Annotated in this window: 19 protein-coding genes and 11 tRNA genes; 28 read left to right on the top strand and 2 right to left on the bottom strand. The window is 40.6% G+C overall.

Annotation, left to right across the window (positions count from 1 at the left end; translation table 11 throughout):
* Positions 1-362: 362 nt before the first annotated feature.
* Positions 363-1,829 carry a DEAD/DEAH box helicase gene (locus tag DX933_RS00830; RefSeq protein ID WP_123314585.1) on the top strand — a complete coding sequence of 489 codons (1,467 nt, stop codon included), beginning with the start codon at positions 363-365 and terminating at the stop codon, positions 1,827-1,829.
* A 51-nt stretch (positions 1,830-1,880) separates the two neighbouring features.
* On the opposite strand, the gene DX933_RS00825 is transcribed toward DX933_RS00830, so the two are convergent.
* Positions 1,881-2,657 (bottom strand): rhomboid family intramembrane serine protease, encoded by a 777-nt coding sequence (locus DX933_RS00825; RefSeq protein WP_123314584.1) that lies wholly within the window; start codon positions 2,655-2,657, stop codon positions 1,881-1,883.
* A 475-nt stretch (positions 2,658-3,132) separates the two neighbouring features.
* Here DX933_RS00825 and acpS point away from each other — a divergent pair, with 475 nt between their 5' ends.
* The 15 genes from acpS (at position 3,133) to DX933_RS00750 (ending at position 15,730) form a co-directional block, all read left to right on the top strand.
* On the top strand, positions 3,133-3,495 hold the full coding sequence (gene acpS / locus DX933_RS00820; RefSeq protein ID WP_123314583.1) for a holo-ACP synthase: 363 nt from the start codon (positions 3,133-3,135) through the stop codon (positions 3,493-3,495).
* Positions 3,496-3,753: 258 nt separating this feature from the next.
* A complete protein-coding gene (locus DX933_RS00815; protein ID WP_123314582.1) occupies positions 3,754-4,776 on the top strand; it encodes a LolA family protein in 1,023 nt (340 codons plus the stop codon).
* A 272-nt stretch (positions 4,777-5,048) separates the two neighbouring features.
* Complete coding sequence (gene alr, locus DX933_RS00810; RefSeq protein WP_123314581.1) at positions 5,049-6,170, top strand: alanine racemase; 1,122 nt, start codon at positions 5,049-5,051, stop codon at positions 6,168-6,170.
* Positions 6,171-6,333: 163 nt separating this feature from the next.
* Positions 6,334-6,618, top strand: a complete 285-nt coding sequence (locus tag DX933_RS00805) for a CopG family ribbon-helix-helix protein (RefSeq protein WP_123314580.1) — start codon at positions 6,334-6,336, stop codon at positions 6,616-6,618.
* Between the two features lie 4 nt (positions 6,619-6,622).
* Positions 6,623-6,982 carry a type II toxin-antitoxin system PemK/MazF family toxin gene (locus DX933_RS00800; RefSeq protein WP_123314579.1) on the top strand — a complete coding sequence of 120 codons (360 nt, stop codon included), beginning with the start codon at positions 6,623-6,625 and terminating at the stop codon, positions 6,980-6,982.
* A 200-nt stretch (positions 6,983-7,182) separates the two neighbouring features.
* Positions 7,183-8,052: an RsbT co-antagonist protein RsbRA gene (locus tag DX933_RS00795; RefSeq protein ID WP_123314578.1), complete on the top strand. Its 870-nt coding sequence runs from the start codon at positions 7,183-7,185 to the stop codon at positions 8,050-8,052.
* Positions 8,053-8,055: 3 nt separating this feature from the next.
* A complete protein-coding gene (locus DX933_RS00790) occupies positions 8,056-8,412 on the top strand; it encodes an STAS domain-containing protein (RefSeq protein ID WP_123314577.1) in 357 nt (118 codons plus the stop codon).
* Between the two features lie 2 nt (positions 8,413-8,414).
* On the top strand, positions 8,415-8,816 hold the full coding sequence (locus DX933_RS00785; RefSeq protein ID WP_123314576.1) for an anti-sigma regulatory factor: 402 nt from the start codon (positions 8,415-8,417) through the stop codon (positions 8,814-8,816).
* 283 nt (positions 8,817-9,099) lie between these two features.
* Positions 9,100-10,110, top strand: a complete 1,011-nt coding sequence (locus DX933_RS00780; protein WP_223805830.1) for a PP2C family protein-serine/threonine phosphatase — start codon at positions 9,100-9,102, stop codon at positions 10,108-10,110.
* A gap of 78 nt (positions 10,111-10,188) precedes the next feature.
* Complete coding sequence (locus DX933_RS00775) at positions 10,189-10,521, top strand: STAS domain-containing protein (RefSeq protein WP_123314574.1); 333 nt, start codon at positions 10,189-10,191, stop codon at positions 10,519-10,521.
* Positions 10,521-10,994, top strand: a complete 474-nt coding sequence (rsbW, locus tag DX933_RS00770; RefSeq protein ID WP_123314573.1) for an anti-sigma B factor RsbW — start codon at positions 10,521-10,523, stop codon at positions 10,992-10,994. The genes DX933_RS00775 and rsbW overlap by 1 nt, the downstream gene beginning before the upstream one ends.
* Positions 10,966-11,757, top strand: coding sequence for an RNA polymerase sigma factor SigB (gene sigB / locus DX933_RS00765; RefSeq protein WP_123314572.1), 792 nt, complete (start codon positions 10,966-10,968; stop codon positions 11,755-11,757). The genes rsbW and sigB overlap by 29 nt, the downstream gene beginning before the upstream one ends.
* 2 nt (positions 11,758-11,759) lie before the next feature.
* Positions 11,760-12,353: a SpoIIE family protein phosphatase gene (locus DX933_RS00760; RefSeq protein ID WP_190279372.1), complete on the top strand. Its 594-nt coding sequence runs from the start codon at positions 11,760-11,762 to the stop codon at positions 12,351-12,353.
* 122 nt (positions 12,354-12,475) lie between these two features.
* Complete coding sequence (locus DX933_RS00755; RefSeq protein WP_123314570.1) at positions 12,476-13,087, top strand: transglutaminase-like domain-containing protein; 612 nt, start codon at positions 12,476-12,478, stop codon at positions 13,085-13,087.
* A 465-nt stretch (positions 13,088-13,552) separates the two neighbouring features.
* Positions 13,553-15,730 (top strand): Tex family protein, encoded by a 2,178-nt coding sequence (locus tag DX933_RS00750; RefSeq protein WP_123314569.1) that lies wholly within the window; start codon positions 13,553-13,555, stop codon positions 15,728-15,730.
* 54 nt (positions 15,731-15,784) lie between these two features.
* On the opposite strand, the gene DX933_RS00745 is transcribed toward DX933_RS00750, so the two are convergent.
* Positions 15,785-17,275: a catalase gene (locus DX933_RS00745; protein WP_123314568.1), complete on the bottom strand. Its 1,491-nt coding sequence runs from the start codon at positions 17,273-17,275 to the stop codon at positions 15,785-15,787.
* A gap of 182 nt (positions 17,276-17,457) precedes the next feature.
* Here DX933_RS00745 and DX933_RS00740 point away from each other — a divergent pair, with 182 nt between their 5' ends.
* The 12 genes from DX933_RS00740 to DX933_RS00685 all read left to right on the top strand — a co-directional run bounded on the left by DX933_RS00740 (position 17,458) and on the right by DX933_RS00685 (position 19,676).
* Positions 17,458-17,925, top strand: a complete 468-nt coding sequence (locus tag DX933_RS00740) for a SprT family protein (protein ID WP_123314689.1) — start codon at positions 17,458-17,460, stop codon at positions 17,923-17,925.
* Between the two features lie 479 nt (positions 17,926-18,404).
* Positions 18,405-18,479 (top strand) — tRNA-Asn (locus DX933_RS00735).
* A gap of 5 nt (positions 18,480-18,484) precedes the next feature.
* Positions 18,485-18,576: transfer RNA gene (locus DX933_RS00730), tRNA-Ser, on the top strand.
* Positions 18,577-18,581: 5 nt separating this feature from the next.
* A tRNA-Glu gene (locus DX933_RS00725) sits at positions 18,582-18,653 on the top strand.
* Positions 18,654-18,679: 26 nt separating this feature from the next.
* Positions 18,680-18,756, top strand: a tRNA-Asp gene (locus tag DX933_RS00720).
* Positions 18,757-18,762: 6 nt separating this feature from the next.
* Positions 18,763-18,837: transfer RNA gene (locus DX933_RS00715), tRNA-Gln, on the top strand.
* 88 nt (positions 18,838-18,925) lie between these two features.
* Positions 18,926-19,001: transfer RNA gene (locus DX933_RS00710), tRNA-Lys, on the top strand.
* Positions 19,002-19,008: 7 nt separating this feature from the next.
* A tRNA-Leu gene (locus DX933_RS00705) sits at positions 19,009-19,091 on the top strand.
* 80 nt (positions 19,092-19,171) lie between these two features.
* Positions 19,172-19,245, top strand: a tRNA-Arg gene (locus DX933_RS00700).
* 12 nt (positions 19,246-19,257) lie between these two features.
* Positions 19,258-19,334, top strand: a tRNA-Pro gene (locus tag DX933_RS00695).
* A 178-nt stretch (positions 19,335-19,512) separates the two neighbouring features.
* Positions 19,513-19,586, top strand: a tRNA-Gly gene (locus DX933_RS00690).
* Between the two features lie 16 nt (positions 19,587-19,602).
* Positions 19,603-19,676 (top strand) — tRNA-Ile (locus DX933_RS00685).
* Positions 19,677-19,892 lie beyond the last annotated feature (216 nt).

Here is a 19,892-nt window from a genome sequence, read left to right as displayed (position 1 = left end):
TGCTATATATTATTTATTGCCGAATTTAAGATTTAAAAACTGAAAGGGTTTCCATCTATTTTACCATGCTAAACTTTAAAATTCACATTGTAGATAGTGGAAATATTGCCGTGAAGTATGGTATCATGAATTAACTGTTATGAGATGCTTACAATTCACAGAGGGCCTCTTTCCAAAATTTTGGGTGAAGCCTTTTTTTATGGCTATGTAATTTATAGAGCGGCAGCCAGTATAAGCCCTGTGACCGCTATTCGGAAAGTAACCACTTCTATGGGTTTAAGTATAAAAAATCTTCGCTACCAAGCAACGGTTTTTGGAAATACAGCCAATATTTTAAGAGGAAAAAGGAGTAGAGTAACAACGTGACAAAACCATTTAATGAATTAGGCATTACGGAACCACTTATGAAAGCATTGGAAAAGATGGGCTTTGAGGAATCAACACCAATTCAAGCACAAACCATTCCACTTGCAATGGAAGGCAACGACGTCATTGGACAGGCACAAACAGGTACTGGGAAAACAGCTGCATTTGGGATTCCAATGATTGAAAAAATTGATTCCAACAAAAGAAAAATTCAAGGTCTTGTTGTCGCACCGACAAGAGAATTGGCAATTCAGGTAGCAGAGGAAATCAACCGTCTTGCTAAATTTAAACGTGTCCGTGCATTACCAGTTTACGGTGGACAGCATATGGACAGACAAATCCGTTCATTGAAGGATGGTCCACAAATTGTTGTAGCAACACCAGGAAGATTATTGGATCACCTTCGCAGAAAGACAATTCGTACGGACAATGTGGAAATTGTTGTATTGGATGAAGCAGATGAAATGTTAAACATGGGCTTCATCGATGATATCCGAGATATTTTAAAGAGTGTCCCTGAAGAAAGACAGACATTGCTCTTCTCAGCAACCATGCCAAGAGAAATCCGTGATATTGCAACGAACCTGATGAAGAACCCGAAAGAAATCAAGGTCAAAGCAAAAGAAATGACTGTCGAAAACATTGATCAGTATTTTGTTGAAGTACCAGAACGTAATAAATTTGATACACTAAGCAACCATTTGGATATTCATGATCCAGATTTGGCAATTGTGTTTAGTCGTACGAAAAAGCGTGTAGACGAGATTACAGAAGGCTTGCAAGCAAGAGGCTTCCGTGCTGAAGGTATTCATGGAGACCTAACACAAGGCAAGCGTATGTCTGTCTTGAATAAATTTAAAAATGGTCGTGTAGATGTCTTAGTTGCAACAGACGTAGCTGCGCGTGGACTTGATATTTCCGGTGTAACCCATGTGTATAATTTTGATATTCCACAGGATCCGGAAAGCTATGTACACCGTATCGGACGAACGGGACGTGCTGGACGTACCGGAGAAGCTATTTCCTTTATTACACCAAGAGAAATGGCTCATTTGAAGCTGATTGAACGCGTTACTAAGAGTAAGATGAAGCGTATGGTTCCGCCAACAAATCAAGAGGCGCAGCGTGGACAGCAACAGGTAACAGCAGATAAGCTATTGAAAACAATTGAAGAAAAGGATTTAAAAGCTTATCATCAAACAGCAAGTGAATTACTTCAAGAGCATGACTCGATTTCAGTCGTTGCTGCTGCATTGAAGCTCATGACGAAAGAGCGCAGAGATGTACCAGTTCGTATTTCATCTGTTGCACCAGTCAGTGTCAAGAAAGCACAGCGTTCTGATAATAAACGCCGTTCCAATAATAATCGCTTTTATGGAAAACGAAACCAAGGTGGGGGACGTAACCCACAGGGTGGAAGAAACCGTAAAGGGAATTTCCAACGACGCAGAAAACAAGATTAATACAAAAACAGCTTGCAGGAAAAATATTTTTCTGCAAGCTGTTTTTTTGGATTAGCCTAATATGCCAAGGCGGCTCAGTAAGCCAAATAGAATGAGGATGCCAAGTAGAATCCATGGCAGATTTGTTTTCCATTTTCGTGGGATCAAGCTTTTTTTATTCCAACGATTTGGATCAAATGCAATCTCATCGTCCGCTCGCACATGAACAACCCGCCAGGAATTAAATGGTTTTGCACCGATGAGGATAAGTGGTGCGAGTGCAAATCCACCAATAAAGCCAAAAACATGACCGTACACGTTAATATTTGGTTGAATAAAGGTCATGACAAGCCCGATAATGAAGATAATCATTACGATTTGTGTACTTTGTTGATCCATTAGATGCTTACGGAAAGCTACGATGAAAATATAGATACCGAATAACCCATAAATGGCACCAGAAGCCCCTACATGAATATACCAAAAATCATTTGGACCTAATAAAAGCGTCCCAATATTACCGATGATGCCTGCTCCAAAATAACCAAGCAGGAACTTGCCTTTGCCAAGCATTTGCTCCAATGCGGGGCCAAACAATACCAATGCAAAAGAATTAAACAACATATGCATGAAATCAGCATGTAAAAAGATTGGCGTAAATAACCGCCAAAATTCTCCCTGAAGAATGTAATAATTGCTACCTGCCCCAAGCGCATATATTAGCTCACCAATTGGGAGCTGGAGTAAATTAATGAGCAGCCAAAGCAATACATGGATAATGATGAGAGTCGTAATCATAGGGTATAGCTTGCTGAATTCTTTTATACTTCTTTCTGTTCGAATAAACACAGTGAACCTCCTTTGGGGCATGATTATTTATCACGGATTAACTGGCTGTAAGCCCCCCACGTCAATAATTATAGTTGATCACAAGCATGGTAAGTGGGGTATCAACAGCCAGTAAAGGCCTGATTGGTTCAACTAACAATCCGTGGGGGGAAGTGCAAAACCCCCCACAGATTGAAGTTTCACTTTATCACAGATTAACTGGCTGTAAGCCCCCCACGTCAATAATTATTGTTGATCACAAGCATTGTAGGTGGAGTATCAACAGCCAGTAAAGGCCTGATTGGTTCAACTAACAATCCGTGGGGGAAGTGCGAAGACCCCCCACAGATTGAAGTTTCACTTTATTAGATAAAAGATTATCATGCTTATTGCTTTTCGTACATGATATGATAACCATAGTGGTTTCAGTATGACCAAATGATCAAATAACTAAGCTTTGCTAATTATATTATACAATGAAGGGTTTCGAAAAAACATGATAAAAGGTATTGGAATTGACATTATTGAAATAGACAGAATAACAGAAAGTGTTAAGAAAAATCAACGTTTTCCTTCTCGCATTCTAACTGAAAAAGAGCAGGAACAATACGCCATTTGCGGTACTGAAAAACGACAGATGGAATTTTTGGCGGGACGATTTGCGGCAAAGGAAGCCTTTGCGAAAGCAACTGGTACGGGTATTGGTCAATTGAGCTTTCAAGATATAGAAGTTATGCCAGATGCAAATGGTGCACCTACTTTGAAGGTTGCAGGCTATGAAGCGCATCAATTATTTATTTCTATTAGCCATAGTAAAGCATATGCCGTTGCGCAAGTTATCATTGAAACGAAAGAATGATGAACTTGTCTGCATAAACGGATAAGCTATCACATATATTTTAGTGCGGGCGAAAGGGAACAGGAGTCGTTTTATTCACCGTACGGAAATGTAGGATGATAGCAATCAATAAAGTGGATGAATAGCAACCATCCTCGTTAGCATGTACATATTTCCAAGGTGATCCTGTTTCCAGTGCTCAGAAAGGAAAACCAATGCCATGCGGGCGGCAGAATAGGATTTCCGTCCCATGCCTATTCAGACAAGGGAGATATGTCCATGGTAAAAAAGATTTGTTTCAAGGCAATGCTTATCGTTGGTCTAGCTATTTTGCTATCAGCATGCGGCGGGAAGTCTCAGGAAGCGGTGGTCAAAAAACTGGAAAATCAGCTCGGTGATATGTCGGGCTACAAAGCGAAGGCCGAAATGAAAATGAATACCGGCCAAGCAGGTCAAACCTATCAGATTGATATTTGGCATCAAAAAAAGGATAATTATCGGGTTGGATTGACGAGCAATGAGGATGAAAAGAGTAGTCAGGTCATTCTAAAAAACAAGGATGGTGTGTTTGTTTTGACGCCAACCTTAAATAAAAGCTTTAAGTTTCAAACGGAGTGGCCGGATAATAGCAGCCAACCTTATTTATTCCAATCACTCGTAAACGATATTAAAAAAGACGAGGATGCGGCATATGAAGCAACAGATGACCATTATGTATTCCGGACCAAAACCAACTATCAAAATAATAATAATTTACCGTTTCAGGAAATTTATTTTGACAAAAAGAATTATACACCTGTTCTAGTCAAAGTTTTGGATAAGGATAAGAAGCCGCTCGTTGAGGTTCACTTTTCGGAATTTAAATGGAATCCGAGTTTTGCAAAAGATGATTTTGTAGTAGAAGAGAATATGCAATCGAGCGGTCAGCTTGCGGATGTCCCAACCTCAGGCAATGTAGAGGAACAAGCGCTGGAGGTATTTGTCCCATCCTATACCAGTGGCTCAGAGCTCGTTGATAAAAAGCATGTGGATCTGGATAATGGGGAGCGGGTTATACTCACATATTCGGGAGAAAAGAATTTCACGTTAATTCAAGAAGCTGTTCACGATGTATCTGTTCTAAGCATGCCTGAGGAAATATCAGGTGATATTGTTAATCTAGGCTTTACAATCGGTGCATTATCGACAAATGCTATTGAATGGAGCCATAACGGGATGGATTTCTATCTTGCTAGTGATGAATTGACAAAGGAAGAGTTAGTCGAAGTAGCTCAATCCGTCACGGAAAGAGAAGTTAAATAAATCGTATATTGCGTGCGCTAGTCGTTCTGCCGGGGACACCTCGGCAGGATTTTTTTATGGGGGCAAAGAAAACATAAGCTTTGATATTAAATCGTTTCTACAAGTCTGGTTACTCGCTTTTTGTATATCGATTGTAGATTGTCCCATTATGAAATCCGAATAGTTCGTACAGGTATATGGTTGACCTTCACCATTGACTATTGACAATGGTATTTGAAAGGGAAATAATAAATAAAGACAGAAATTGTACGTGCCTTTGGGAGGATCTAATCATGAAAGATACATTGTACAGAGGGACATGGGTTGAAATAAATCTGCAACATATTGAATATAATATAAAACAACTCCAAAAAAAGCTGCCATCTGAAACGGAGGTTATTGCTGTTGTAAAAGCCAATGCGTATGGTCATGGAAGTGTTCCTGTTGCGAAACGCGCATTACGGGCAGGTGCTAAGGCGTTAGCAGTGGCTTTACTGGAAGAAGCAATGGAGCTACGGGAGGCGGGGATCACTGCACCCATATTGGTGTTGGGGTGGGTCGCGCCTACTTTTGCCACGGTAGCGGCCGCAAATCAGATTACGTTGACTTATTTCCAAAAAGAATGGCTGGATGAGTTGGAGCTTCCAAGTGGAATGGAATTGCCTGTGCATATGAAATGGGACACGGGAATGGGACGAATTGGTATTCGAACGACAGATGAATTGCTTACCAATTTAACTGCGCTTCAACAGCATCCATCTGTGAAATTGACAGGCGTATTTACACATTTTGCTACTGCAGATGAAGCTGATTTGACTTATTACCATCAGCAGATGAACAGATTTGAAGCATTACTTACAGTATTTCGCGAACAATGGCGGAAACCAATAGCTATTCACACTGGTAATAGCGCTGCGTCTATCCGTTTTCCAAATGATATGCAGAATTATGTCCGTTTTGGTGTTTCCATGTACGGTATGTATCCATCACAAGTTGTAAAAAAAGAACGGGAAATCGATTTGAAACCAGCATTCTCCTTGCATAGCACACTAATACATGTAAAACAGGTACCAAAAGGAAATGGTATTAGTTACGGGAAAACGTATGCGACTGAGGAAACAGAATGGGTTGGTACGATCCCTATTGGCTACGGGGATGGCTGGAATAGAAAATTGCAAGGCTTTTATGTACTGGTGAATGGAGAAAAGCAATCTATTATCGGTAGAATTTGTATGGATATGCTGATGGTTCGACTGGATCATCCCTATGCTGTTGGCACAAAGGTTACGTTAATCGGGATTCAAGAAGAAGCGGAAATTGAAACGGATGACATAGCGACCTATTTAGACACGATTAATTATGAAATTACATGTATGATCAATCAGCGCGTTCCAAGAAAATATATGGGGGAATAAGAGTGACAAATATCACGTATACCCTGTTTACTTGTTATTAAACGTATTTTGCCGAGAAAAAGGCAGTTTTTTTAAAAATACTTTTGCAAATGGGCCTTTGTAATGATATTATTGATACTGAATTCATAATTGGTCATACAGCTGCTGTCGGAGGTGCATCGTTTTGTCAGAGGGCTTGCAGGAGATTATGGTACGGATGCCTAAAAACCTATTGAATGAGGTGGATGGAATAATGAAATTTGAAAATAGTGACCTGAGCGACTTCATTTGCCAAGCGACAAGAAATTACTTGGAATCTAAGAAAGAGGAGCATGTTCAGAAATTTTACGAATCCATGCAAAAAGGCTATGAAGAGATGGCTAGAATAAATCTCACAATGGCTTCTGAAGCTTTTCAAGCCGAAGAGGAGGCTGAAACCACCTTAGAGCGCTCCGTGATCGGGGTGTAGTATTTTGATTGTACAAAGAGGCGAAGTATATTTCGCTGATTTATCCCCTGTTGTGGGATCAGAACAGGGTGGTATTCGACCCGTATTAATCTTGCAAAATGATATCGGAAATCGTTTTAGTCCAACGGTAATCGTTGCGGCTATTACTGCACAAATCCAAAAAGCAAAGCTACCAACACATGTTGAAATCGATGCAAAGCGGTATGGCTTTGATCGGAATTCCGTCATCCTGCTCGAACAAATCAGAACATTGGATAAACAACGACTGACAGATCGAATTACGAAGCTGGATCAGGAAATGATGGAAAAAATTAACCAGGCTTTGCAAATAAGTCTTGGCTTGAAAGATATGTACGGTAATTAACACCCCTAGTAAAATATACTAAGGGGTTTTTTGGTTTTTATAGAAACGACAAGGGCGTATATATGGTTGAATTCATAATATTACTAGTTTTCTCTACTATTTATGTTAAAATATAAGTGAAATGTAGCATAAAATGAGTGGCTGAAAACAATAAAGTAAGCCTTGGGTAAGCTGTTTTTAATTTAGTGGAGGTGTACATAATGGATAGAAATTTAAAGCGCATCGCAATCGAAAATAGTGATTCAATTGTACAAAGATGGCTGGAAGCAATTGAGACACTGAAGGAAGGCAGTTTTACATCCAATATATCTGATGAATTATTTGAAAGCACCAACCGTGAGTTTGTAAATGTTATATTTAAAAGTATTCAAGCAGAAGGATCTATTGAGGCAGTAGAGGTCTTCTCTGAAAAAATTATCACATTAGGCTGGCCGCTAAGTTACATAACAGATGGACTACAATTTTTCCGCCGGGTGACGATTGAATTCATCTTAAGTCAGGTGGACAAGCTGGACTCAGATTATTTTTCCAAGGTATTGACTGGGGTAGATAATTGGATTGAGCCAATTATTCGCCAATTGGTGAATGAGTATACTGGAAGCTGGGAGCATATTGTTTCGCTACAACGGGTAGCATTACAAGAATTATCCGCACCACTCATGCCGGTAATGGACAATATTACCATCATGCCGTTGATTGGAACGATAGATACAGAGCGGGCGAAATTAATTATGGAAAATCTATTAGAAGGGGTCATCCGTCATAACTCTGAGGTTGTACTCATTGATATTACAGGTGTACCGGTAGTGGATACGATGGTGGCACATCATATCATTCAAGCTGCTGAAGCGGTCCGTCTCATTGGATCCACCTGCATTCTAGTTGGAATACGCCCAGAAATAGCACAAACAATCGTGAATTTGGGAATTGATTTGGCGAAGTTCCCGACAAAGAGCTCATTACAGAAAGGCTTTAAGAGCGCTCTTGAATTAACGAATAGACAAATCAATGATTTAGATCAAGGTGTAAGTGATATTGAACAGATGATACAGTCTTTAAAGGGGGAATAAAACATGCGGATACCAATCCTGAAATTGCATAACTATTTGTTAATTAGCATCCAAACTGAAATTGATGACAACACAGCTATTCAATTTCAAGAAGACTTGCTTAGTAAAATTCATCAAAGTGGATCGTCAGGCGTAGTCATTGATTTAACCTCCGTGGAAATTATTGATTCCTTTATTGCAAAGGTGCTTGGGGATGTCGTAACCATGTCAGATTTAATGGGGGCAAAAGTAGTATTAACAGGCATTCAGCCGGCAGTTGCCATGACACTGATTGATCTTGGAATTCATTTACAAAATGTGCCAACCGCTCTGAACCTGGAGCAGGGACTGAGTAGACTGCATCAGGAATTGGGGGAATGATCATGGCCCTTCAATCCTGTGTGAACATAAAAAAAGAGTGGGATATCGTAGGTGCTAGGCAAATGGGCCGTGACATAGCGAGAGAAATGGGCTTTGGAACAGTCGATCAAGCAAGAATTGCCACTGCGATATCGGAATTAGCTCGTAACATTTACTTATATGCTGGGAGCGGGAAGGTCTGCTTCGAAAAAATTGACACAATTGAGAAGCGGGGTATGTGCATGATTGCTACTGATGCTGGCCCCGGAATTGTGGATATTGGTCAAGTAATGGAAGATGGGTTTACAACTTCCAGTGGACTTGGTGCGGGTTTGCCTGGTGTTAGAAGATTGATGGATGAATTTGATATCAAATCCGCTAAAAATGTAGGGACAGAAATCAAGGCCATCAAATGGTTAAGATAGATTACTATAGACAGAAGTAAGCCGCAAGCCAAGGCATCCTTATCTGAAATTACCGTATTTCTTTGACAGGACGGACTTCAATGAGTAGTTACCACATGCATGGTCATGTGATTCATGCGCGAATTGGTTCGCTATTTGAAACTTTTCTTTTGTCGGATGTTGGGGGATAAGGAGCAGCAACCAATACGGATTGCAATTTAGCTGCACAGCATGAATAAACAAGGATACTATCCTTTTCGATTTACTTTTATGGGAAATGTTTCATTTTAAAGGAGGCCGACCTGTGGACGTTGTTAAATCGGACGCAGCAAATTATAAAAATTTTTTAAAAGAATTTATCGAAACACAAAATGAACGTGCCCTGTATGGTGCGGAACAAATTATTAAAACATTTATTAAACGTAATATTTCACCTGAGGAAATTGTTAATTTACATATTCTTGCCTTTGCAGAATTGTATCCAAACATCACGCCAGAAGTACATCGTGCCATGAACTTTCTGCTGGAAACAATGATTTCCTACGGGATGGCACTTCAAGAATATCAGGCGCTTCGTGAAAAACAGTTGGAATTGCAATCGGAAATTTCTGTTGCTGCTAGTATGCAGGAGACACTTTTATTAACAGAAAAACCGTGCATTTCTGGTCTGGATATTGGTGTGATTAGTATTCCCGCGCAACAAATGAACGGGGATTACCATCATTTCATGAAAGGAAAGGATGGTTCCTTAGGGATTGCCATTGCCGATGTTATTGGTAAAGGTGTACCAGCAGCCTTATGTATGTCTATGATTAAATATTCGGTAGACAGTTTTCCAGAGGAAGCAATGAGTCCACAGATGATCTTAAATAGTTTAAATCGTGTAGTGGAACGAAATGTTGATCCTAGCATGTTTATTACGATGTTCTATGGACAGTATCATCCAGACTCAGAAATGCTAACCTATGCCTCAGCTGGGCATGAACCTGGATTTCATTATTGCGCTGAAACAGACACTTTTTCAGAAATAAAGGCGAAGGGACTTGTATTAGGTGTGCTTCCTGATACAGAGTACCAGCAATATGAACGAAAAATTAACAAAGGTGATATGATTATTTTATTGACAGATGGTGTGACAGAGTGCAGAAATGGAGAGGAATTCATTGAAAGCGATGAAGTGCTGGAGCGGATTCATGAATTCCGACATCTGCCTGCACAGGAAATGGTTGAAAAGGTATATCGCTACTTTGAACGAATGCAAGATTTTCATTTACGAGATGATTTTACATTGCTCATATTCAAAAAAAGGGTTTGAATGGATAAGAGTTAGGGAAAAGAGATAAAATAAAGGAAAATTTGCAGGTACATAGGCCTAGCAGTAGGGGGTACATATATGGAGCTCGATATTCGAGTGGAAAAAGATAATGACCAGATTGCTATTTTCTTGACAGGAGAAATTGACGCTTTTACCGCACCAAAATTAAAAGAGGAGTTAGCGAAGTGCACCGTTCAGTCAGGGAAGATCATTCAAGTAGACTTGGAGCAAGTAGAATATATGGATAGTACAGGACTTGGAATTTTTATCGGGGCACTGAAATCTGCAAAGGAACACGACAGCAGCTTGAAGCTGGTCCATTTACAGGATCGGGTTTTCCGTTTATTTAAAATTACTGGACTTGATGAAATTATGGATATAAAACCGGTTATACAAGGTGGGAAGCAATAATGGAAGTATTAGACTTTATTGAGATGAGAGTACCAGCTAAGGCTGAGTATGTCGGTGTTGTGCGTTTGACTGTTTCCGGGATTGCAAGTCGGATGGGTTTTTCTTATGAAGATATTGAAGACTTGAAAATCGCTATTTCTGAGGCAATAACAAATGCAGTTACGCATGCATATAGTGAGGAGGACAAGGGAGAAATAACGATTGGTTTCGGCGTATACGAGAATAGATTGGAAATAATGGTAGCCGATCATGGCGGCAGCTTCAATCTAAACAAAATCAAAGATGGAATCGGACCATACAATCATAATGAACCAATTGAAAACTTGCGTGAAGGTGGATTTGGTTTATTTTTGATCAATGCACTGATGGACAAGGTCGAAATCAACAATAAATTCGGTGTCATTGTATTAATGACTAAGTACATAGACGAAGCTGAGGTGGGTTTTGATGACCAAATCTCAACCACGCAATAAGGGGAAGGACGAGGTTTACGAGTGGATAGCCCACTTGCAAACAACTCCCCAAGATGAAGAAATTCAAGAAAAGCTCGTACTAACCTATAAAGACTTAGTCGAATCGATTGCCAGAAAATACTCCAAAAATAGTAGTATTCATGAAGATCTTGTTCAGGTTGGGATGATTGGTCTGCTTGCAGCGGTGAGTCGTTATGATGCTACATTTGGTAAATCCTTTGAATCTTTTGCAATACCGACAATTATCGGTGAAATTAAACGTTTCATCCGTGATAAAACATGGAGTGTTCATGTTCCGAGGCGTATTAAGGAACTTGGACCGAAAATAAAAAAAGCAGTGGACGAGCTTACCGTACAGGATCAGAAGTCACCAAGTGTAAAAGAAATCGCTGCCTATTTAGATGTATCCGAGGAAGATATCCTTGAAACGATGGAAATGGGCAGAAGCTATAAGGCGCTTTCTGTAGATCGTAAAATTGAAGCAGATTCGGATGGCAGTACAGTAGCAATCTTAGATTTGGTTGGTACAAAAGAAAATGAATACCATAACGTGGATTTAAAGATGTTATTGGAAAAAATCATGCCGGTTTTAACGGAACGCGAACAACAAATTTTACGATGTACCTATTTTGAAAATATGAGTCAAAAAGAGACCGGCGAGCTGCTGGGGATTTCTCAAATGCATGTTTCCAGACTGCAGCGTCGATCGTTAGTAAAGCTTCGTGAAGCACTCCAATCAGAAAGTGACGAGGTATTTGATTGAATATGGGAGAACGTATACAAGTTGCTGTCTATCAGGAAGCAAAAGAAGGAAACTATTATTGCGGGGACAGCTTTTTTTATTTGGAAAGTGAACAGGAATTTGTCTGCGCCATTGCCGATGGACTTGGGAGCGGAGAGTTTGCGAGGGAATCATCTGATGCTGTTATTGAAATCATTAAAAACAATATGGATGCTCCGATTGAAAAGATTGTTCGCCTATGCAATGAGAAGCTAATGGGTAAGCGTGGAGTAGTACTTGGTATTTTAAAGATTGATTTTCAATTAAAGGTGTATTCCTTCTCCTCGATAGGAAATATCGGCATTGTAACGGTTGGAAAAGACAAGAAAAAACGTTTTAATATACCAAATGCCGGATACTTAGCTGGATACAGTCGGAAATTTAAGGTGGAAAGAAAGAACCTGGAAGAAGGCGTGAACTTCATTATGTATTCAGATGGGGTTACAGATGCGGAATTATCACGGCCATATTTTTTAGGGACAGATGTAGAAGCAATCATCGATTCCTACGCCCATGAGAAAAAGAATAACCGTGCCGATGATACGACTTTAATTGCGATGCGCTATGAAGGTGCATAGGTTTACCATTTTGACATAAATTTAACAAAGTTACTGCTTTTTCTGAAAATGAAGCATGCTATAATGGAGACATCTACATGAACATGGTAGATGTTTTTTCATGCTGTACAGGAGGGCTTAGTATGGATTTTATTTTGGAGTCTAAAGATTTGGCAGACTATTTAATGCCGATTGATACATTGATTGATTTCAACCATCCACTGGTACGAGCAAAGATTTTAGAAATCGAAGGAAAAGCAATAACTTTGGAAGAACGGGCAAGATTAGCTTTTGAGATTGCTAGGGATGATATCCAGCATTCTTTTGATGACCATCCGACAGATGAAATTGCTATAAGTGCCTCTGATACATTGGCTTCTTGTGAGGGGATTTGCTTCGCGAAAGCGCATTTGTTGGCAGCGCTGTTAAGAGGTATGGGGATTCCAACAGGTTTTTGCTATCAGCGTGTCATGAAGAAGGATACACCTGCATCGGGTTTTGCGCTCCATGGTTTAAATGCCATTTACTTATCCCATGAAAAAGGCTGGTTTCGTGTAGACCCTCGTGGGAATAACGCTAAGGTCAAAACGACATTTAATATGGAACAGGAAGACCTTGCTTACTCGATTCGTCCAGGGCTTGGTGAAATCGATTATCCAACGATTTATGTACGTCCATTACCATCCGTCGTTAAAGCGATGGAGCAGTCGCCAAATAGTGAAGCACTTTTTGATAACCGTCCGGAAAACATATAAATGATGAAAATGCCTGTGGGGAGATAATTTCCCTATAGGCTTTTCTTTTGTTCTACAGTTGGTACATTGCTAACCGTGCACTTTAGCTTTTATCACAGATTAACTGGCTGTAAGATCCCCACATCAAGCATTTTTGTTGGTAACCAGAATTGTAAGTTTGGGGGATCAACAGCCAGTAAAGGCCTGATTGGTTCAACTAACAATCAGTGGGGAAGTGCGAAAACCCCCACTGATTGAAGTTTCACTTTATTGATCTAGCTAAAGTGCACAGCAACTATCCAACTATGAACTTCCTCCTACGATAAGTCCATATCGAATCGCTATGCTCTTCGTATGTCCTTTATCTCGTCGGAAGCTCTACAGTTGGTACATTGCTAACCGTGCACTATAGCTTTTATTGGTCCAATTGGGAAATCAAATTAATCTTTGGTAAAATTAAGTTTGTACGAAAAGGAGGAAGTAAATGTGGCTACGGAACATGAGCATGACAAAGATTTAAGTTTATGGGTTGCTAAAGAGGCAAATGTGAAAACAGCAATCGTTAAAAAAGTTGTTGCCCTATTAGATGAAGGAAATACAGTTCCATTTATTGCGCGATACCGAAAAGAAGCAACTGGTGGACTGGATGAAGTGCAGATTAAACAGATTCAAGATAAATGGCAGTATGCAGTGAATTTAGCAGAACGTAAAGATGAAGTTATTCGTTTAATTGATGAACAAGGCAAGCTAACACCAGAATTGGAGCAGGATATTAAAAAAGCTGAGCAAATCCAGCGTGTGGAAGACTTGTACCGGCCATACCGTCAAAAAAGACGGACGAGAGCAGCCATTGCTAAGGAAAAAGGCTTGGAGCCATTGGCTGAAAAGGTATGGGAGCAGGGGCAGGTGGATCTCGAAGCAGAAGCACGCTCCTTATTTTCAGAGGAACACGAGCTGGAAACGGTTGAGGATGTATTGGCGGGTGTTCATGATATCATTGCGGAATGGATTTCGGATGAACCGGAATATCGCACGTATATTCGCGAGGAAACAACAAAACGCGGTGTCATTCGTTCAGAAGTAAAAAAAGAAGAGCTGGATGAAAAAGGCGTATACGAAATGTATTATACATACAGTGAGCCAATTCGCTCGGTAGTTTCGCATCGAATTTTAGCATTAAACCGCGGTGAAAAAGAAGATGTATTAAAGGTCGCGATTGAACCGCCTGTGGAGCGGATATCGGAATATTTGAATCGTCAAATTATCAAAAAGCAGACACAAGCTGATGTATTAACCTTATTGGAGGAAGCGATAGAGGATAGTTATAAACGCTTGATTCAGCCTTCCATCGAAAGGGAAATACGTAATGCATTGAGTGAAAAAGCGGAAGAGCAGGCGATTGAAGTGTTCTCAGAAAACCTGAAAAACCTGTTGCTTCAGCCACCATTGAAAGGGAAAACGGTTTTAGGAGTAGACCCAGCTTTTCGAACAGGCTGTAAGCTGGCAGTTGTAGATGAAACGGGTAAAGTGCATCAGGTTGGCGTCATGTATCCGACGGCGCCGAAGAAGGATGTGGCAGGCGCGGAAAAAATCATGCTTGACATGATTACTACACATCAGGTTGAACTTATTGCCATTGGGAATGGTACTGCATCACGTGAAACGGAGCAATTTGTGTCTGATGTAATCGGTAAACATAAGCTGGACATACCATATATCATTGTGAATGAAGCAGGGGCAAGTGTGTACTCTGCATCGCCACTTGCGCGAGAGGAATTTCCGGATTTGCAGGTGGAGGAGAGAAGTGCAGCGTCGATCGCGCGTCGAGTCCAGGATCCATTGGCAGAGCTGGTAAAAATCGATCCAAAATCCATCGGCGTTGGTCAATACCAGCATGATGTCAGCCAAAAGGCGCTGAATGAACAGCTTGGTTTTGTTGTTGAAACTGCAGTAAACCAGGTAGGTGTAAACGTAAATACGGCATCCCCATCTTTACTGCAGCATGTAGCTGGACTTAGCAAAACTGTCGCTAATAATATTGTTGCTCGACGTAATGAAGAGGGGAAATTCTCCAACAGAAACGAACTGAAAAAAATACCAAGACTTGGCGCAAAAACGTATGAACAGGGGATTGGTTTCTTGCGTATTGTCGATGGTGAAAACCCACTTGACCGTACACCGATTCACCCTGAAAGCTATGCACATGTCAAAAAATTATTAGGAATGATTGATTGCAAGCTAGATGACATTGGTACCGAAACATTACGCGATAAGCTGCAAACCCTGGATGTAAAACAAGTTGTAGCTGGATTAGAGATTGGGGAACCAACACTTCGAGATATTATGGCTGCGCTGAGCAGACCGGAGCGTGATCCGCGTGATGATTTCCCGCAGCCATTATTGAAGCAAAATATTTTATCCTTAGAGGATTTAGAGCCCGGGATGGAAATGCAAGGCACAATCCGAAATGTAGTTGATTTCGGTGTGTTTGTGGATATTGGTGTGAAGCAAGATGGATTGGTTCATATTTCGAAAATGTCAAATCGCTTTGTAAAACATCCAATGGATATTGCATCTGTAGGAGATGTTGTGACGGTTTGGGTAGAACAAGTCGATACAGTAAAAGGACGAATTGCATTATCCATGGTTCAAAAAAAAGCCTAATGAAATGAAAATAAGCTGTCATCCCACGCATGGGTGACAGCTTATTTGTTTTATTTATTCCTTGCTGCTTGCAGCTTCCACTTCGCTCATTGGGATGTCCATTGCTTTGGCAACACCTTCGCCATATGCTGGATCAGCTTGGTAGCAGTGGTTGATATGACGCAGCTTAATATGTTTCTCAACACCGGTCATATTTCTTGCAGTGTTATCAAATAACAGCTGCTTTTGTTCTTCACTCATTAAATTGAATAGCTTTCCAGGCTGTTCGAAGTAGTTGTCATCATCTTCACGGAAATTCCAACGATCGCCGTCTCCGTTAATTGGTAGGCTCGGCTCTTTGTACTCCGGTTGATCCTCCCACTCGCCATAGCTGTTTGGACCATAGTGTAGTCTACTACCATGGTTTCCGTCTACACGCATTGCACCATCACGATGGTAGCTGTGATATGGACATTTCGGCTGGTTTACAGGGATTTGATGATGATTGACACCTAAGCGATAGCGCTGTGCATCCCCATATGAGAAAAGACGTCCTTGCAACATTTTATCCGGTGAGAAACTAATTCCTGGTACAACGTTTGCAGGAGTGAATGCTGCTTGCTCTACTTCTGCAAAGTAGTTCTCAGGGTTTCGATTTAATTCGAATTCACCAACTTCAATTAGTGGGAAATCTTTTTTGTACCATACTTTTGTAAGGTCAAATGGATTATACGGCATGTTGTTTGCTTGTTCTTCCGTCATGACTTGGATGTACATTTTCCATTTAGGGAAGTTGCCTTTTTCAATATTTTCGTAAAGGTCACGCTGATGGCTTTCACGATCTACCCCTACGAGACTTGCAGCTTGTTCATCAGAAAGGTTTTCAATTCCTTGCTGTGAACGCATATGGAATTTAACCCAAACACGTTCGTTATCTGCGTTAATCATACTAAATGTATGACTGCCAAATCCGTGCATGGTGCGGAATGATTTAGGGATACCCCGGTCACTCATTACTATAGTTACTTGGTGCAATGCTTCCGGCAATGAAGACCAGAAATCCCAGTTGTTATTTGCACTACGCATGTTAGTACGAGGATCACGTTTTACTGCATGATTCAAGTCTGGGAATAAAAGTGGATCACGGAAGAAAAATACTGGTGTGTTGTTTCCGACGAGGTCCCAATTCCCTTCTTCTGTGTAAAAACGGCAAGCAAAGCCACGAATATCGCGTTCAGCATCCGCAGCACCACGTTCTCCTGCCACTGTAGAGAAACGTAAGAACATTTCTGTCTGTTTACCTACCTCGGAGAATACTTTTGCCTTTGAATATTTCGTTATGTCATTGGTAACGGTGAAAGTCCCATATGCACCTGAGCCTTTTGCATGCATGCGGCGCTCTGGAATAACTTCTCTATCAAAGTGAGCTAATTTTTCAAGGAACCAAACATCCTGCAATAGCATTGGTCCCCGGGGGCCAGCAGTCATGGAGTTTTCATAATCTGGTACTGGAGCACCTGCAGCAGTAGTTAATTTTTTTCTGGTGTCTTTATTGTTGTTTGTCAAAAGAATCCACCTCTCCTTTAATTAATAACCATTCACTCTCTATTATAATAGAATTTAATTAAAAATCAATGTTTAATTATAATTATTTTAAATAAGGTTCTTAAAAATACTGCGCATGTATTTACGTTATATACTATGGTAGACTTGTAATATCGAGATTTAAAGAGGCGAATATAATGATGATGGAATTATTAGAGAATGAGAAAAAGCTATTTGAATTGGTAAACGAACTTTCGATTACCTACTTTCATAAACCCTTTATGCATGAAGTATATTTTAATAATCGACTAAGAACGACTGGGGGAAGATATATTCCTTCTAAAAAGGTGATCGAACTAAATCCGAAATATATTGTTGAAATGGAAAAGGAAGAAATGATCGGCATTATCAAGCACGAGCTTTGTCACTACCACCTTCATATAGAAGGAAAGGGATATAAGCATGGAGATCGAGATTTTAGGCAGCTATTGAAAGAAACAGGCTCGCCAAGATTTTGCCAGCCATTACCCTCCGCGAAAAAAGCATACAAGCACGTATATGAATGCACTGCATGCAAACTTCTATATAAAAGAGTGAAGCGGGTAAATACTCAAAGATATCGCTGTGGGCGATGTGGTGGCAAGCTAATTAAAAAACAGCAACCTGTATAATACGGTTGTATATATAATAAGAAGAAACGCATTGGTAAATTAGAAAGGCTCGGGGAAATACCTGTTTAAAATGAAAAATCGCACAGAAACGCATTGACGAAATGTACAAGTCATGTTAAATTAATAAAGCCTAATTAATTACACATTTTTGCAGCGGAAATATTTATTACATGAAGGATTGACATTGATTCATATTTATTGTATTATAATTTTCGTTGCTATAAATTCTTCTTACTTTATTCCACAGTAGCTCAGTGGTAGAGCAAGCCGCATACATCATTGAATAATCACCCATGTGCAGGCTTGTGAGGAGTGCGACATCATCGAATTCGCTTGCAACACGACGAACAATGATTTCAGCAGTACTTCTTACGAATATGCTACGAGTAACCTCAATGCATTTGCTTTTTGAGTGAGCTAGAAGTAACTTAGGTCGATAAGGTAGTTGTATCATTTTTATTAACTTTTTCTTATTCCATTCCACAGTAGCTCAGTGGTAGAGCAATCGGCTGTTAACCGATCGGTCGTAGGTTCGAATCCTACCTGTGGAGCCATTTATGGGGAAGTACTCAAGAGGCTGAAGAGGTGCCCCTGCTAAGGGCATAGGTCGCATTGCGCGGCGCGAGGGTTCAAATCCCTCCTTCTCCGCCATTTATGGCCCGTTGGTCAAGCGGTTAAGACACCGCCCTTTCACGGCGGTAACACGGGTTCGAATCCCGTACGGGTCATCTTTTATTACAAATAAATTAGGTTGGGTCTGGTAGTTCAGATGGTTAGAATGCCTGCCTGTCACGCAGGAGGTCGCGGGTTCGAGTCCCGTCCAGACCGCCATAAAGTTGGGCTATAGCCAAGCGGTAAGGCAACGGGTTTTGGTCCCGTCATTCCTAGGTTCGAATCCTAGTAGCCCAGCCATTTTTTATTTGTGAGAAAGTAAACAAACTTTAAGTGAAGATGAAATTTGAACTATATGATATAAATGTTCTTGTTATAGAAACACTATGAGCCATTAGCTCAGTCGGTAGAGCATCTGACTTTTAATCAGAGGGTCACAGGTTCGAATCCTGTATGGCTCACCATTTACAAGCGGTCGTGGCGGAATGGCAGACGCGCTAGGTTGAGGGCCTAGTGGGGGCGACCCTGTGGAGGTTCAAGTCCTCTCGGCCGCACTTTATAATTGTCTTTATGCCAATCTGAAAATGCTTGCAATAACTTTTTAGTTATGTTATATTTGTAAAGTCGCTTTCTGGCGCCCGTAGCTCAATTGGATAGAGCGTTTGACTACGGATCAAAAGGTTAGGGGTTCGACTCCTCTCGGGCGCGTATGTTAATTTACGGGAAGTAGCTCAGCTTGGTAGAGCACTTGGTTTGGGACCAAGGGGTCGCAGGTTCGAATCCTGTCTTCCCGACCAGTGTATCCCAGTTTTAATAACATGCGGGTGTAGTTTAGTGGTAAAACCTCAGCCACGAGCAATGCATCCACCGAATAAACTGCGAGTTGCCTCGAAGCAAACGCATCTTTGAATAAGCTAGTAGATGCAGAGGCATGATTGCGTAAATGTAAATATCATATATACTTTTTAATAACATGCGGGTGTAGTTTAGTGGTAAAACCTCAGCCTTCCAAGCTGATGATGAGGGTTCGATTCCCTTCACCCGCTCCATAACCATTTTTAAGATGGGCCTGTAGCTCAGCTGGTTAGAGCGCACGCCTGATAAGCGTGAGGTCGGTGGTTCGAGTCCACTCAGGCCCACTCGCTTCTGTATGTTGTTCTTAAAAAAGATTGACTTATTATAAGAAGCGTGTTACGATAATAAAGTCGCCACAAGAACTCGCGACTTCATATTTGCTCTTTGAAAACTGAACAAAACAACCAGTATGTCAAGAGAAACAGAACCCTGTTTTTCTTTAAAAAAATTAGTCAGAATTTGTTTCTGATTGCTAAGTATGAAACTTTACTTTTTTGGAG

It is taken from the genome of Ornithinibacillus gellani, assembly GCF_003730295.1.
Taxonomy (GTDB): domain Bacteria; phylum Bacillota; class Bacilli; order Bacillales; family Amphibacillaceae; genus Ornithinibacillus_A; species Ornithinibacillus_A gellani.
This window is presented reverse-complemented; position numbering and strand designations above follow the sequence as displayed.

Coding starts and splice junctions, on each gene's coding strand:
- acpS (WP_123314583.1), top strand. CDS start 3,133: ATGATAAAAGGTATTGGAATTGACATTATTGAAATAGACAGAATAACA.
- DX933_RS00815 (WP_123314582.1), top strand. CDS start 3,754: ATGGTAAAAAAGATTTGTTTCAAGGCAATGCTTATCGTTGGTCTAGCT.
- alr (WP_123314581.1), top strand. CDS start 5,049: ATGAAAGATACATTGTACAGAGGGACATGGGTTGAAATAAATCTGCAA.
- DX933_RS00795 (WP_123314578.1), top strand. CDS start 7,183: ATGGATAGAAATTTAAAGCGCATCGCAATCGAAAATAGTGATTCAATT.
- DX933_RS00790 (WP_123314577.1), top strand. CDS start 8,056: ATGCGGATACCAATCCTGAAATTGCATAACTATTTGTTAATTAGCATC.
- DX933_RS00785 (WP_123314576.1), top strand. CDS start 8,415: ATGGCCCTTCAATCCTGTGTGAACATAAAAAAAGAGTGGGATATCGTA.
- DX933_RS00775 (WP_123314574.1), top strand. CDS start 10,189: ATGGAGCTCGATATTCGAGTGGAAAAAGATAATGACCAGATTGCTATT.
- rsbW (WP_123314573.1), top strand. CDS start 10,521: ATGGAAGTATTAGACTTTATTGAGATGAGAGTACCAGCTAAGGCTGAG.
- DX933_RS00760 (WP_190279372.1), top strand. CDS start 11,760: ATGGGAGAACGTATACAAGTTGCTGTCTATCAGGAAGCAAAAGAAGGA.
- DX933_RS00755 (WP_123314570.1), top strand. CDS start 12,476: ATGGATTTTATTTTGGAGTCTAAAGATTTGGCAGACTATTTAATGCCG.
- DX933_RS00740 (WP_123314689.1), top strand. CDS start 17,458: ATGGAATTATTAGAGAATGAGAAAAAGCTATTTGAATTGGTAAACGAA.